Below are 14,407 nucleotides of genomic sequence, written 5' to 3'. Positions count from 1 at the left end.
TTGTTATGCGGTCTGTCGGTCCTCAGAGAAGTTGTTGCCTGCCACGGTGGTAATGGCAGTGAATCGGATACGCTCGTTGGTGCCATCCTCAAAGATGCCCGCGGTAAGGGCGTGCAGATAGGCACCAATCACATTGACATCCTTGGCATTGGTGACCCGCACTCCATACTCAGGACTTGTGTTAGCCGTTCCCCCATCATCGGTGCCTACGTAGCACCCAAGGTTTGTGACAACGACAGGGGCGCTACCGCTAAGCCTGAGGCCGGCATAGCCCCCGCCACCAGGACCCCCATTACGGCCATCCCTACGGGTGTTCAGAGCGCTGATGAGGAAGGGCCCATTGCCTGAGGCGTCATGCCTCACTCCATCCCATCCATTGCGGTCAGTGGTACAACCGGTCATGGTCATAGAGCCACTTCCGGGCCAGTTGCCCCAACCACCAGTGATGTGGAAACCGTAGTTGCCGTTCCACTCAGAACGGCAATGCGTCACAATTCCGTTGGCGCAGTTGGTGAGCTTGAAACCGGTAGACCAGCACCCAATTACCTGGCAGTCTTCCAGGGTGATATCTGTATTCCGTTCAAAGACGAACCCGCTGGAATGGCAGTTATCCACCATCACGGAGTGAAGACGCCAAGAGTAAGGCCATTCATCAGTGGCATTTCCCGCAGTGATGATGCCATTGTTAGGCAGGTACCTAAGACAGACGTCCCGGAGCATTACGTTTTGAACGTTCCCCTTGGCATAGATACCATCTAGGCTTCCGGTAGGAACCTGAGAGCCATCGAGCATCAAGTTAACGATGCGCTGCTCACCATTGATGGCCGGATGATCACCATCATCTTCACCAATGATGGTGATCATTGCGCCAGTGGTGAATGTAGGCGCAGCCTTTAGATAGCAGTACGACCATTCGGTAGCTACCATCCCCGGACCAACCATAAGGTTTGAGTGCGCCCCAAGCAGGCTCACTCCCCGGGGCAAATCAAGGGGCTGAGAGACGAGATAGACCCCCTTGGGGAAGTAGACCACGCCTCCATAGCCGGCGGCGTCAATCGCTGCCTGAATGGCTGAGGTGTCATCCGCTATGCCGTCTCCCAGGGCCCCGTAAGAGGCTGCCTGGACATTGTGCCAGTCATTGCTACTCCCGCCCTCTCCAAGGGCGGCAGGGAGCTGTATAGGCAGTACCTTGCCGTCACTACCCAGGGTGGCAAAGCCGTTGGCTGCGCCCTTCTGCGCATTGATCTCTGCAAGGGCAGACCTCTTGGCACCATGAGGATCATCCGCGGTCAAGTGAGAAGCCAGCACCCCAGCCGTGTTAATAGGAGTCATGGCCACTCTGCCGGCGCCAAAGTCGGCGTAGACCAGGGTGACGCCATCCGGGCCATAGAAGGGCCCGACCATGCCTTGGGCATCTGCGGTAAGTTCCATGATGGGAGTACCCGAGGCGTCCAACAGGTCAGTAATTTGTGTTGCATCTGCCAATGGACCGTTCCACACGGTCCCTTGGGCACCAGGCTCCCGAGAGCCATCAATGTTCTCGGCCACATCAGCCGCGGTACCTCCGAACAGATATCTAGCCATACAAGTTCCCCTTTGGTCAGTCGTTTTCCAGGGCGTAGCGAATCAACGCCCTGGTGTCTTCATCAGTGATGCTCTCCAGAGCCTTGGAGAGTGGAATGCCAAGTGCCTTGGCCATGAGGATTTGGGAGCGCAGACTTGGGGTGCGCTCCCCGTAGAACCACTTACTCACCGCTTTGTAGGTCACACCGACCACATCGGCTATGTCGCCGTAGGTGATTCCGCGGGACCGGCGTACGACATCCCAACTGTGCCGGTCCCAGATGTTCAGGTCAGTCATAAGAACTCCAAGGTACGAAAACGAGGGAATGGCATGCATGAAAAAGAGCCCCCGGCCGGAAACCGGGGGCTCTTTCCAGGGGGCTCAGGACCAGGACTGAGCTATGGGGGAAACCATGCATGACCACAAGGGAGGAGAAGGATTGTGAGTCTCGTTCTTCCTTCTATCTATGATGTCGGTGTCACAGACAGGGGGTCTGTGACAGTAGATGAGGGAACTGAGACTCAGGCCACACCAGGGAGGGGTCACAGAGCCCCAAGGCTCTGTACGCCCCTTCTAAGAGCCCCCCAGGGGCTCGGATGACCAAGGACCAGGGAACCCCTCTGAGGCCGCCTCAGAGCCGTACAGGGGCTCTGAGGGGCGCGGGACAATGGTTAGTCGAGACATGAGGTCTCTCCAAGCTCAGTAACTGAGCTTGTCTCACTGCCAGACCCCTAAAGGTCTGGCTAGTTCGACTCTCCTTCACTCCGTTCAGTCGTTGGCCGGGGCTGTCTGAGATCCCCAAGATCGAAGACAGAACTTATGGCCTAAGTAAGAGCCATGGTCGGGTTGAGAGCATGGCGGCAGAACAACTACAGACATAGCCAAGGCTTCATAGGTAGCCTTGGCCTTACATTTACGAATCTAAGGACCCTGGTTCTGAGCCAGGGTCCATGGTGTTATGGACCTTCTGAGAACCAGGGCCCTTTAGGGCGCCCTGGTGACAGTGTCGCTTGCCTCACCCCGGCAAGCTCTTACTTAGGCCATAAGTTGTCGGGCCCCGGGGTGAGGGGCCCTCTACTAAGGCCATAAGTCAGGCAGCCTCCGTATCAGTGAACCAGTCCTCATCATCGATCCAGGTGAGCGCATCCACAGAGCGCTCCCCAGCAAGCAACCGAAACGTCGTCTTGGCTCCCCTCTTGGCCCCGGTTGTCTCGACTTCCAGCCAGCCGGCATCCACCAGATTTCTCACACCCCGCTCCGTGTAGCGTCGAAGGTTGCCGGCACGGTCTCTGACGCCGACTGCATCCGACAGAGAGCGCCACGGGATGGTTACCTGAGAGTCGTCTCCACAGAGCCGTGCTATCTGCCTCGCCACGGCTTGACCGCTCCGGGGCACGCACTGGATTACGTCGGTGTACCACATGCCAGCCTGCCCCGTGGGGGGCACAGTTTCCGCGGCCAAGGGAAAACCCCTTTTGCGCAGCTTCAGTATGCGCGTGTCAATCTCGTAAACGTACTCTTCAAGAATGCTCATGACTAAGCCCCTCCCGCATTCGGACATAGAAAAAGGGCCCGTAACCTATTGCTACGGGCCCTACTGGTGTTCGTGGTGCTTATTCGGTTGTTGTGTCACCCATGTCGGACCATCTGAGTGCCATTACTTCTACCCAGCACTCACAGAGAACGCTTGCAGCGACTTCCTTGGTCACCTCTGCCGCTTCAGCCCATATGGCCACTGCTGCTGTCAGTGTCAGGGAACCCTCTTTCACATGGTCCCCGAGAGACCAGACAAGTCCGTCGAGTACTTCCGTCCGCCCTTCGAACTGTCCTGCCTCCCTGTCCGACAGCTCTTCGCCATTCTCGTCTACGTACGGCATGTTAGGCTTGCCTCTCTCCTTCGCAGGAGACACGGGGCGTGATCTTGTTTGGCGACAGGCACGCCCCGTGCCCATGTAACAACGGTGTGTTAGCTGGTTATTCCCCGGCCCACAGACCGAGGCGGATACCCCGGGCCCTACGCTCCTCTGGCGTATCGGGGGCAGGGTCCGTGACCTCGAACGTTCCTTGGCCTACCTCCACCCGGAAGCCTGACCGGATGAGTTGGAGTCTCTGTCCCTCAGCATCGAGCGTCGGCCACAGTTCCCCGTACGTCTTCCCCGTGGGCACCTCAGACCAGTGCCCTTCTACTACGGGTTGCGCAGCAAGTTCGTCCCGGCGGGTCTTCAGTGCGTGCAGCCGGCTCCTGTAACCCTCCGGGTCCTCATCGTAGGCCCCCGCTTCGTAGCTGTCCCTGAGACGGACAATGCGCTTGCGCACGTCCTCAAGTTCCTTGGAGTTGTCCGTTCCAGGAACCCACACCCTCTCAGTAACCGGCTCGTGGAACCACCGTTGAAGGAAGAGCACTTCCAACCACTCCTCCAACTCATCGGCACGCACAGAGCCCTTGCAACGATCCTCCTTGGGGAAGCTCCCACACACGTAGTACCTGTATGTGTTGTCCCCGCGGGTGAACGACTTTTGCACTGCCTTGGCCCCACACACGGCACAGAACGTCACGCCGTACAGGGGGTTGGTCCTGTTGACCCTCTTAGCCTTGGACATAGTCCGTTGCTCGATGGCCGTTTGAAGAGACTGCCACTCGTCATCAGTGAAGACAGGCTCAGCCAACCGGACCGGCTCCCCGTCCGGTCCGTAGAGTAGTTCGCCCTGATACTTCTTGAGTCCCTGAGTCGACTCATTGGTAAGGACGTTCTTCACCGTGGTCTCTGACCACTGCTCCTGTACGCCCTCACCCTCACGGCTCTTGACCGGCTTCCCCTTACGGATACGGGCACGGTCCCTGGCAGTCAGAACCTTGTTCGCGTTGAGGTACTTGGAGACTCCAAGAAACGACTGTCCGTCAATGATCTGCCGGCGCATCTCATGGAGTACGGTCACCATCTCCTCATCCTGTTCGAGGTAGGTGGCAGTCTTGCCGTTCTCGTACCGACTGACCGGACGGAAGCCAAAGGGAGGGAAGCCACCGTGCCATCGTGCAGTGAAGCGGCGCCGTTCGTGGCTCTCCCTTACCCGGGTCTTGATGCGCTCCAGCTCCTTGGCCGGCCCCATGGACTTGAGGCGCAGCATGGTTCTGCCTTCAACCGTGTGCATCATTTGGTTGAAGTCAGGGTCATCGAGAACCACGATGACCTTGTTGTGGTCCAGAGCCCAGTCAATGAAGGCAGAAAAGTGCCTGTCATCCCTGCTGAGTCGGTCTTGGGTGGTTACCCAAATCTCATCCCAAGCACGCAGTCCCTCAGGAGTGAGCCGCTTACCCAGTTCGGGCCGGTCCATCGGCTTGACATCACCAGAGACAGAGACATCCTTGGCCACATCAACGATGGTGACGCCGGCTTCCTCCGCACGCCGACGCAACTTTTCGTCCTGAGCCTCAATGCTCTCTGAACGCTCTCCCTTGGCGTCAGACACCCGCTCAGCCAACAAGACACGGCGCACGCCGTTCCCCTCCCCTGAGTGCGGGGGACTGTGGCGACGTGTCCCCCTCCACTCTCAACTATCGGGCATGCATGCATAGTTGTCAATCACTCTTGAGAGGACTGCCGCTCAACGAGGCGATCCGGGCCGGTCTCGAGTCCGGCGTGCTGGACCGGCGGCCCATGTTCGAGCGGATCACGCCCGACGGAGTGCAGTGGAGCGACGGCCGGCGGGTGGACGCCGACGTCATCCTGTGGGCCACGGGGTTCCGGGCCGCCATCGAGCATCTGAGGCCGCTGCGGCTGCGGGAGGCGGGCGGCGGCATCCGTGTCGAGGGCACGCGCGCGGTCGCCGATCCGCGGGTCCACCTCGTCGGTTACGGGCCGTCGGCCAGCACCGTCGGCGCCAACCGGGCGGGACGTGCGGCCGTACGGGACATCAGGCGGCTGCTGGCCGAGGAGGAACCGGTCGCCGCGTGACGCCCCGCCGGGTCACCGGGTCGCGCCGTCGGCCGGGGGCGAGGCGCTGCGCCGGTTGCGGTCGAACTCGTCGACGTTGCGCCGGTGCTCGGCGTAGTCGGCGGTGAAGCGGGTGTCGCCGGGCTTGACGGTGACGAAGTACAGCCAGTCGCCGGGGGGCGGCTCGATCGCGGCGCGCATCGCCTCGTCGCCCGGGTTGTCGATGGGCGTGGGCGGCAGGCCCATCCGCTGGTACGAGTTGTAGGGGCTCGCGATCCGGGTGTCCTCCGCGGTCGTCGTGAGGGTGGAGCGGCCCAGGGCGTAGTTGATGGTGGAGTCCATCTGCAGCGGCATGCCCCGCTCCAGGCGGTTGAAGATCACCCGGGCCACCTTGCCCATGTCGGCCTTGGTCGCGGCCTCCGCCTGGACGATGCTCGCGATGGTGACCGCCTGGTAGACGTTGAGCGCGTTGCGCTGGGCACCGGCGGAGACCGGGGCGCCGTGGAACTTCTTCTTCGCCGTGTCGACCATGGCCGACAGCAGCTTCTCCGGGGTGGGCTGCTCGCCCAGGGGATAGGTCGCCGGGAAGAGGTAGCCCTCGGGGTTGCCCTCGGCCTCGTTCGGCAGCTTCAGATCGGCTCTGGCCAGGGACTTCTTCGTGGTGCCCGCGGGCAGGGCGAGGGCCTTGTCGACGGCCGCGTAGACCTGGGTGGCGCGCCAGCCCTCAGGGATCACCAAGGACGTGGGCCGGGACTCGCCCTCGTCGCCGGTCGTCAGCAGCGGCACCGCCACGGCGGCTCCGGCCACGAGGGCTCCGGTCGCGATCAGGGCGATACGGCCCCGGCGCGTCAGCCGGACCGTCTCCCTCGGCGGTCTCGGGAGTTTCGGGCGTCTCGGAGCGGTCGGGAATCTCGGGCTTCTCAGGCTCCTCGGACTCCTCGCGCTCCGTCGCGGAGTGTTCATGTGCATGCGGGCACGGTAACCCCCTTAACACCCCAAACCCGGCATATCTTCATCTTGTCGGCTCCAGTCGGACGTCCCGCCTCACCAGGGCCGCGTACCGCCCGTCCTGTGCCAGCAGTTCCTCGTGCGTGCCCTGCTCGGCCAGGCGGCCGGAGTCCAGGACCACGATCCGGTCGGCGCTCCGGACGGTGGACAGGCGGTGCGCGATGGTGATGGTGGTGCGGTTGGCGGACAGGGCGTCGATGGCGTCCTGCACGGCGGCCTCGGTACGGGTGTCCAGGGCGCTGGTCGCCTCGTCGAGGACGAGGACGGGCGGGTCGCGAAGGATGGTGCGGGCGATGGCCAGGCGCTGCTTCTCCCCGCCGGAGAAGCGGTGGCCGCGTTCGCCGACGACCGTGTCGTAGCCGTCGGGCAGGGCGGCGATGTGGTCGTGGATCTGCGCCGCGCGCGCCGCCGCCTCCAGTTCCTCGTCGGTGGCGTCGGGCTTGGCGAAGCGCAGGTTCTCGGCGACCGAGGCGTGGAAGAGGTACGTCTCCTGCGAGACGACGCCGACGGACCGGGCGAGGGTGTCGAAGTCCAGGTCGCGTACGTCGACCCCGTCGAGGGTGACCCTGCCGCCCGTCACGTCGTACAGGCGCGGCACCAGGTAGCCCAGCGTGGACTTGCCCGCGCCCGTCGGGCCGACGACGGCGAGGCTGCCGCCCGCGGGGACGGTGACGTCGATGGCGCGGAGGACGGGGCCGCCCTTGCCGTCGTAGCGGAACTCGACGTTCTCGAAGCGGACCTCGCCCTTGACCCGCTCGAGGCGGACGGGCTCGTCCCGCTCGGTGATGTCGATCGGCAGGTCGAGGTACTCGAAGATGCGCTGGAAGAGGGCGAGGGAGGTCTGGATCTGGACGCCGGTCGACAGCAGGCTCACCGTCGGGCGGAACAGTCCCTGCTGGAGCGAGACGAAGGCGACGATGGTGCCGAGAGAGACGTCCGGACCGCCGAACCGGAGCGCGATGCCCGCGGTCCAGTAGATGACGGCCGGCATGGCGGCCATGACGATCGTGATGACGGCCATGCGCCAGCGGCCCGCCATGTTCGACCGCACCTCGAGGTCGACCAGGCGCTCGGACTCGTCGGAGAAGGCCCGCGTCAGCGAGTCCGAGCGGCCCATGGTGCGGCCCAGCAGGATGCCGCTGACGGAGAGCGACTCGGTGACCGTGGCGGCCATCGCGGCCATCTGCTTCTGACGTCTGGTGGTGATCTTCCTGCGTTCGCGGCCGACGCGGCGGCTGATCCACACGAAGACCGGCAGGAGCAGCAGCGAGACGACGGTCAGGCGCCAGTCCAGGACGACCATCGCCACGATGGTGGCGACCACGCTGGTGAGGTTCGAGACCAGGGAGGTGGCCGTTGAGGTGACGGTGGCCTGCATGCCGCCGATGTCGTTGGCGATGCGGGACTGGACCTCGCCGGTGCGGGTGCGGGTGAAGAAGGCGAGGGACATGCGCTGGAGGCGGCCGTAGACGGCGGTGCGCAGGTCGTGCATGACGCGCTGGCCGACGGTCGTGGAGATCAGCGTCTGGAGCACGCCGAAGACGCTGGTGAGGACGGCTCCCAGGATCATGCCCAGGGCGAGGAGGCTCAGCAGGCCGGTGCGCCCCTCGGGGATCGCTACGTCGAGGATCTCCCTGAGCAGGAAGGGTGTGGCGACCGAGACCAGCGACGCGGCGCCGACGAGCAGTCCGACGACCGCGAGACGGCCGCGGTAGGGACGGAAGAGCTTGAGGATGCGTCGCACCTGCCGGGGCTGCTCCTTGGCGTCGGCGGGTGGCGTCCAGGTGGTGTCACGGTCGGGATGCATGGGCTCCTACGGGGGACGAGAGAGAAGGCCGACGGGACCGGGCGGGTCGCCGGCCCGACGGACGACGGACCATAGCTCATTGTTACCTGTACTCACAATGAACGTGGTCCTGTTATTGTTCCCGCATGACCGCCCCCGATCCCGACGGCCCGCTCGCCGAGCAGCTGCTGCGGCTCACCCGCAGGGTGCACCGCATCCAGAAGCGTCATCTCGAACGGCGCGACCTCGGCATCACACCGGCCCAGTCCCGGCTGCTGCGTACCCTGGCGCACTACGGCTCGCCGCCTCGCATGGCCGATCTGGCCGAGCGGCTGGAGGTCGTACCGCGGGCGGTCACGACACTGGTCGACGGGCTGGAGGCGGCCGGGAAGGTGCGCCGCGCCCCCGATCCGGCCAACCGCCGGGTGATTCGGATCGAACTCACGGACGACGGACGCGCCGCCCTGCGAGAGGTACGCGCCGCACGCCGGCTGGCCGCGGAGGAGATCCTCTCCCCGCTCACGGACGAACAGCGCACGGTGCTGGGCGGACTCCTGGACACACTGGTCGACGGGCCCGACACGGACGGCGGCGGACGTGGGGCCGGCACGGCGTAGGGGCGCGTGCTGGTCGGTGTCGGTTCGGCCGGTCGGCGAATCGGTCAGTTCGGCTGTTCGGCGAGTTGCTTGATCAGGAACCGGCCGGGGTCGGCGACCTCGTGCCTCAAGCCGTCGGCGTCGAGGTAGTGGTAGCGGTCGAGGTAGTGGCAGCCGGTTTCCTGGTAGCCGAGTCGGAGGTAGAGCGAGGCTGCCCGGTGGTTCTCATCGTCGACGCCCAAGCCGATCCGGGGGCAGCCCTTGTGCCGGGCCCGGGTCTCCGCCGCACGGACGAGGGCCGTCCCGATGCCCTGTGAGCGCCGCTGCGGCGGCCAGACTCCCAGGCCGTTCAGCTCGGGGCAGTCGGGGAAGCGGTCGCGGACTTCGGGCGCCTTGCAGCCGTTCCACAGAATCTGTGCCGTGCCGACGGGGGTTCCGTCGTGCCAGGCGACCAGGAAGGTGCTGAGACCGCGCTGCTGCGTCTCGAACCGCATCACATGGCGGCGCGTCCGTCCGGGTGAGGGCATGTGCCTCTCCAGGACGCCGAGATCGCCTTCCCGGCACTGTCGGATGTCCATGTGCGCTGCTCCCTTGACGGAGATGTCGACGCCGGCGGTGAGGGCGCGCACCGCGGCGGGGGTGTCGGTCAGGCCTTCAGATCCGCCCGGTCGCCCATGACCACCACCGGGTGCCGGTCCGGGTCCAGCGTGCGCAGCAGGTACTCCATCCCCTCCTCGGGGAGGCTGACGCAGGCGGACGTGCCGCTGCCGTGGTCCATGTGGAGCCAGATCGAACCGCCCTTGGACGCGCCCTCCGGGCGGGTCGGGTCGTTCGGCGGCGTGCCCTTGACGCGGTTGTAGTCGATGGCGATGACGTAGTCGAAGTCGTGCCAGTACGACCTGCCCCACGAGCGCGGCGCCGCGAAGGCGGAGGACCGGGTGTAGGGCAGCCCCGTGCCGGGGGCCGGGTCCGGATCGGGGAGCACGCCTCCCGCGTCGCTGAGCGTGAAGACGCCCACGGGGCTGCGCTTGTCGTCCTCGTGGTGGTCGGTCGTCCAGCCCTTGCGGCCGTTGTGCGCCGCCCAGCCGCGGGTCCGGTGCCACTGCGAACCCTGCTTCGTGTACAGCACGGCCGTGGACGCGGCGGAGTCCCTGCCCTCCCCGTACACCGCGACGACCTGACTCGACCCGGCGGGGATTCGCCGCTGCAGCCGGTCGCCGACACCGGGGATCCGCGTGGGGTCGGACGGGGTGCCGCTCGTGCCCGCCGCGCCGGCGGACTGGCTCGCACCGGTCCGCGCACCGTCCCCGGACGGTCCGCCGCCGCAGGCGGACAGCGCCGCCAGGAGGGAACCCAGGGCCGCCCACGCGACTGCCGTACGCCGTGCTCCACCACTTCGCATCAGTCCATCGTCGCACTCCCCTCGCCGAACGCCCCCCGCCGCCCGGGGCGTTGCACCGGACCGGCCGCCGGACCCCCGGCGCACGGTGCCCGGATTCGTGCCCCGCCGCGGAAAACCGCTTGATTTTGGGCATGCGGCGACGCGAACCTTTCACGGTTTGCAGCCTCTTGATGCCGTGTTGCGCGGCACCCCCTGACCCGAGCCTCTGGGACGTCATGCAGATCCAAGACCTTCCGTATCCCGACCCGGGCGTGCCCGACGCGCGCTCGGGCCCCCGATTTCTGTGGTGGCTGTTCCGGAACCAGCTGGGTGGCCAACTCAAGTCGCTGGCCTGGGGCCTGCTGCACTTCGCCTCCGTCTCGGCCCTGCCCTTCTGCGTGGGGCTCGCCGTCCAGGCCGTCGTCGACCGCGCCGGCGCCCGGCTCGCCGCGGCGGGCGGTCTCATGGCGCTGTGCTGTGTCGGCAACGCGCTCGGTGACACCTTCCTGCACCGGACCGCGGTCACCAACTGGATCACCGCCGCGGCCCGTGTCCAGCAACTGCTGGCCCGCAGGACCGCGACGCTGGGCTCGGTGCTGACCCGTCGTGTCGCGGCCGGCGAGGTCGTCGCCGTCTCCACCGGCGACGTCGAGAAGATCGGCTGGTTCGTGGAGGCCGTGTCCCGGTTCACCGCGGCGGCGGTGACCATCGTGCTGGTCTGCGTCGGCCTGGTCGTCTACGAGCCGTCGCTCGGGATCGTCGTCGCGGCGGGCCTGCCGGTGCTGGCGCTCGCGGTGCTGCCGCTGCTCCCCCGCGCGACCCGGCGGGCGGACGTCCAGCGCGAGAAGGCCGGACGCGCCACCGAACTGGCCTCGGACACCGTCGCGGGGCTGCGGGTGCTGCGCGGCATCGGCGGCGAGGAGCTGTTCCTCGACCGCTACCGGGGCGCATCCCAGGAGGTGCGACACGCGGCCGTCCGCAGTGCCCGCATGTGGTCCCTGATCTCGGCGGTCCAGGTGCTGCTGCCGGGACTGCTGCTGATCGCGGTGGTGTGGCACGGCGTGCACCTGGCCCGCGAGGGCCGCATCGGCGTCGGCGAACTCGTCACCGTCTACAGCTCCGTCATGATCCTCACCTATCCGCTGCGGCACTTCGAGGAGATCGCCATGGCGTACTCCTTCTCCCGGCCCTCGGCCAGACGGGCCGCACGTGTGCTGGCGCTCGAGCGGGCCACGGACACCGCGGGGTCGCGCGCCGCCGAGGTGCCCGCCGGGGACCTGTATGACCCGGCCACCGGTCTGCTCGCCCCGAAGGGCCTGCTCACCGCCGTGGTGTGCGGCGACCCCGACGCGGCCGGCCGGCTCGCCGAACGTCTCGGCGGGCACCCCTCGCAGGAGGCCGCCGCGGAGGGGGGTGCCTCGGCACTGCTCGGCGGGGTGCCCCTCGACGAACTGCCGCTGGACTGCGCGCGCACGGCCGTCCTGGTCCAGGACAAGGACCCGGTGCTGCTCTCCGGCACGCTGCGGGAGCTGCTCGACGTACCCGCGTCCGGCACCGTCACCGCCGAGGACGCCCTGGCCGCGGCCCAGTGCCCGGACGTGCTGGCGGCACTCGCGCAGGGGTCGCTGGACGCCGACGATCCGATGGACGCCCGCATCACCGAGCGGGGGCGCTCCCTCTCGGGCGGCCAGCGCCAGCGGCTCGCCCTGGCCCGGTCCCTGTTCACGGACCCGGAGGTGCTCGTCCTGGACGAACCGACCTCCGCGGTGGACTCGCACACCGAGGCGCGTATCGCGGAGGGCGTTCGCGGCCTGCGCTCGGGGCGCACGACGGTGGTGTTCACCTCGTCACCGCTGCTCCTCGACCACGCCGAACGCGTCGTGTTCCTGCACGAGGAGCGGGTCGCGGCGGTCGGCACCCACCGGGAGCTGCTGCACACCGAACCCCGGTATCGGACCGTCGTCACCCGCGAGACCGACGAGGAGACGGCCGCTCGGCGCCCCGGGCAGGAACCTGAGCGCGACGGCGGCTCGTTCGGCGGGCCGCTGGACGACGAGGCACTGGACCGGGGCGTACTGCACCGGGACGCCTTGCACCGCGACGCACCGCACCGACTGGAAGAGATCGAGGAGACGGCATGATCGGCGTGGCGCCACCGTCGTACGACCCGGCGGCCCCGACGACGGCGAGCACCCTGCCCGTCGGGGCCCCCGCGACCGTACGCGCCTACGCGGGCGGACTGCTGCGCCGGCACCGCCGCGCCTTCCTCCTGCTCGTCACCGTCAACACCGTCGCCGTGATCGCCTCCATGGCCGGCCCGTCCCTGCTGGGCGGGCTCGTGGAACGTGTCTCGGACGACACCCGCGAGCTGCACCTGGGGCTCACCGCCTCGCTGTTCCTGCTGGCTCTCGTCGTCCAGGCCGTGTTCGTCCGCGAGGTGCGGCTGCGCGGCGCGGTGCTCGGCGAGCGGATGCTGGCCGACCTGCGCGAGGACTTCCTCGTGCGGTCGGTCGGGCTGCCGCCGGGCGTACTGGAGCGGGCCGGCACCGGCGATCTGCTGTCCCGGATCACGACGGACGTCGACCGCCTCGCCAACGCCATGCGCGAGGCCGTGCCCCAGCTGTCCATCGGCGTGGTGTGGGTGGTGCTGCTGCTCGGCGGTCTCGCCGTCACCGCGCCGCCGCTCGCGCCGGTGGTGCTGCTCGCCGTGCCGCTGCTGGTGATCGGCTGCCGCTGGTACTTCCGCCGGGCGCCCTCCGCCTACCGCTCGGAGGCCGCCGGGTACGCCGCGGTGGCCGCCGCGCTCGCGGAGACCGTGGACGCCGGACGCACCGTCGAGGCGCACCGTCTGGGCGCCCGCCGCATCGAGCTGTCGGAACGCCGGATCGAGGAGTGGACGGCATGGGAGCGCTACACGCTCTGGCTGCGGTCGGTGCTCTTCCCGGTCATCAACGTCACCCATGTGACCGTGCTCGCCTCGGTGCTGCTGATCGGGGGCGTGTTCGTCCTGCAGGGGTGGATCGGGGTGGGCCAGCTGACCACCGCCGCGCTGATCGCGCAGATGCTCGTCGACCCGGTGGGGCTGATCCTGCGCTGGTACGACGAGCTCCAGGTCGCCCAGGTGTCGCTGGCCCGGCTGGTGGGCGTGCGGGACATCGAGCCGGACGCCGGTGACGCGTCGCCCGCGCCGGACGGACGGCACGTGCGCGCCGACAGGGTGCACTTCGGCTATCTGGAGGGCGTGGACGTCCTGCGCAAGGTGTCGCTGGAGGTCGCCCCGGGGACCCGGCTGGCCCTGGTGGGCCCCTCGGGTGCGGGCAAGTCGACGCTGGGCAGGCTGCTCGCCGGCATCTACGGTCCCCGTGACGGCAGCATCACCCTGGGTGGCGCCGAACTGTCCGGGATGTCCGCCGAGCGGGTCCGCTCGCACGTCGCGCTGGTCAACCAGGAGCACCACGTCTTCGTCGGCTCCCTGCGCGACAACCTCCGGCTCGCCCGCACCGGTGCCACCGACGAGGAGCTGTGGGCGGCGCTGGGCGCGGTCGACGCGGACGGCTGGGCCCGTGCGCTCGACGAGGGCCTGGACACCGAGGTCGGCTCCGGCGGGTACGCGCTCACGCCGGCGCAGGCGCAGCAGATCGCGCTGGCCCGGCTGGTGCTGGCCGATCCGCACACCCTGGTGCTGGACGAGGCGACGTCCCTGCTCGACCCGCGGGCCGCGCGCCACCTCGAACGGTCCCTGGCCCGTGTCCTGGACGGCCGCACGGTGATCGCGATCGCGCACCGCCTGCACACCGCCCACGACGCGGACGTCATCGCCGTGGTCGAGAACGGCCGGATCTGCGAGCTGGGCAGCCATGACCAGCTGGTCGCGGCGGACGGCGCCTACGCGGCACTATGGCGGTCGTGGCACGGCTGACCGTCGGAGCGGGGTGGGCCGGGATTCCGTGGGGCTCGGTCGTGGTCGGCGGCCGCCGCGGGCCGGTCGTCCTCGCGCGGTTCCCCGCGCCCCCGGGCGTGCCGCGCCGCCCGGCACCGTTCGGGACCGCGCAACGGCACGGGCCCCGGCCGGGGTCTTCGCGGGCTTCGTGCAGGGCAAGCGGATCGAGATGGTCGACTGCAAGACCGTGCCGCTCCAGG

At 67.5% G+C, this 14,407-nt stretch carries 11 protein-coding genes and 1 pseudogene; 4 read left to right on the top strand and 8 right to left on the bottom strand.

All coding sequences use genetic code 11. The annotated features are described in order from the left end of the window. Positions 1 to 3: 3 nt before the first annotated feature. From AB0E77_RS18725 to AB0E77_RS18710, 4 genes are all read right to left on the bottom strand, one after another. The gene (locus AB0E77_RS18725; protein ID WP_361571758.1) at positions 4 to 1,584 is read right to left on the bottom strand and encodes a glycosyl hydrolase family 28-related protein; all 1,581 of its coding nucleotides are present in this window, start codon (positions 1,582 to 1,584) and stop codon (positions 4 to 6) included. A gap of 16 nt (positions 1,585 to 1,600) precedes the next feature. Then, entirely contained in the window at positions 1,601 to 1,861 is a 261-nt protein-coding gene (locus tag AB0E77_RS18720) for a helix-turn-helix transcriptional regulator (protein ID WP_361571755.1), read from the bottom strand. Between the two features lie 793 nt (positions 1,862 to 2,654). Beyond that, a complete protein-coding gene (locus tag AB0E77_RS18715) occupies positions 2,655 to 3,098 on the bottom strand; it encodes a hypothetical protein (RefSeq protein ID WP_361571752.1) in 444 nt (147 codons plus the stop codon). 440 nt (positions 3,099 to 3,538) lie between these two features. Beyond that, positions 3,539 to 5,032 carry a recombinase family protein gene (locus AB0E77_RS18710; protein WP_361571749.1) on the bottom strand — a complete coding sequence of 498 codons (1,494 nt, stop codon included), beginning with the start codon at positions 5,030 to 5,032 and terminating at the stop codon, positions 3,539 to 3,541. Positions 5,033 to 5,157: 125 nt separating this feature from the next. Here AB0E77_RS18710 and AB0E77_RS18705 point away from each other — a divergent pair. Next, a pseudogene (locus AB0E77_RS18705) lies at positions 5,158 to 5,517 on the top strand (pyridine nucleotide-disulfide oxidoreductase); the annotation flags it as partial. Positions 5,518 to 5,529: 12 nt separating this feature from the next. On the opposite strand, the gene mltG reads toward AB0E77_RS18705, so the two are convergent. After that, on the bottom strand, positions 5,530 to 6,348 hold the full coding sequence (gene mltG / locus AB0E77_RS18700; RefSeq protein ID WP_361572129.1) for an endolytic transglycosylase MltG: 819 nt from the start codon (positions 6,346 to 6,348) through the stop codon (positions 5,530 to 5,532). Between the two features lie 160 nt (positions 6,349 to 6,508). Then, on the bottom strand, positions 6,509 to 8,311 hold the full coding sequence (locus AB0E77_RS18695; RefSeq protein ID WP_361571746.1) for an ABC transporter ATP-binding protein: 1,803 nt from the start codon (positions 8,309 to 8,311) through the stop codon (positions 6,509 to 6,511). Between the two features lie 125 nt (positions 8,312 to 8,436). On the opposite strand from AB0E77_RS18695, the gene AB0E77_RS18690 reads away from it, so the two are divergent. Further along, positions 8,437 to 8,907: a MarR family transcriptional regulator gene (locus AB0E77_RS18690; RefSeq protein ID WP_361571743.1), complete on the top strand. Its 471-nt coding sequence runs from the start codon at positions 8,437 to 8,439 to the stop codon at positions 8,905 to 8,907. A gap of 44 nt (positions 8,908 to 8,951) precedes the next feature. Here the strand turns inward: AB0E77_RS18690 and AB0E77_RS18685 are convergent, their stop codons facing one another. Both AB0E77_RS18685 and AB0E77_RS18680 read right to left on the bottom strand, forming a co-directional pair. Beyond that, complete coding sequence (locus tag AB0E77_RS18685; protein ID WP_361571741.1) at positions 8,952 to 9,464, bottom strand: GNAT family N-acetyltransferase; 513 nt, start codon at positions 9,462 to 9,464, stop codon at positions 8,952 to 8,954. A gap of 68 nt (positions 9,465 to 9,532) precedes the next feature. Beyond that, positions 9,533 to 10,288 carry a hypothetical protein gene (locus AB0E77_RS18680; RefSeq protein WP_361571738.1) on the bottom strand — a complete coding sequence of 252 codons (756 nt, stop codon included), beginning with the start codon at positions 10,286 to 10,288 and terminating at the stop codon, positions 9,533 to 9,535. A gap of 215 nt (positions 10,289 to 10,503) precedes the next feature. On the opposite strand from AB0E77_RS18680, the gene AB0E77_RS18675 reads away from it, so the two are divergent. After that, positions 10,504 to 12,408 (top strand): ABC transporter ATP-binding protein, encoded by a 1,905-nt coding sequence (locus AB0E77_RS18675; RefSeq protein WP_361571735.1) that lies wholly within the window; start codon positions 10,504 to 10,506, stop codon positions 12,406 to 12,408. Beyond that, positions 12,405 to 14,186, top strand: a complete 1,782-nt coding sequence (locus tag AB0E77_RS18670; protein WP_361571733.1) for an ABC transporter ATP-binding protein — start codon at positions 12,405 to 12,407, stop codon at positions 14,184 to 14,186. The genes AB0E77_RS18675 and AB0E77_RS18670 overlap by 4 nt, the downstream gene beginning before the upstream one ends. The last annotated feature ends 221 nt before the right edge of the window (positions 14,187 to 14,407 follow it).

Source organism: Streptomyces sp. NPDC032940 (genome assembly GCF_040636935.1).
Classification (GTDB): Bacteria; Actinomycetota; Actinomycetes; order Streptomycetales; family Streptomycetaceae; genus Streptomyces.
Note: the sequence above shows the minus strand (reverse complement) of the source record. Positions and strands in the feature narration are given on the sequence as shown.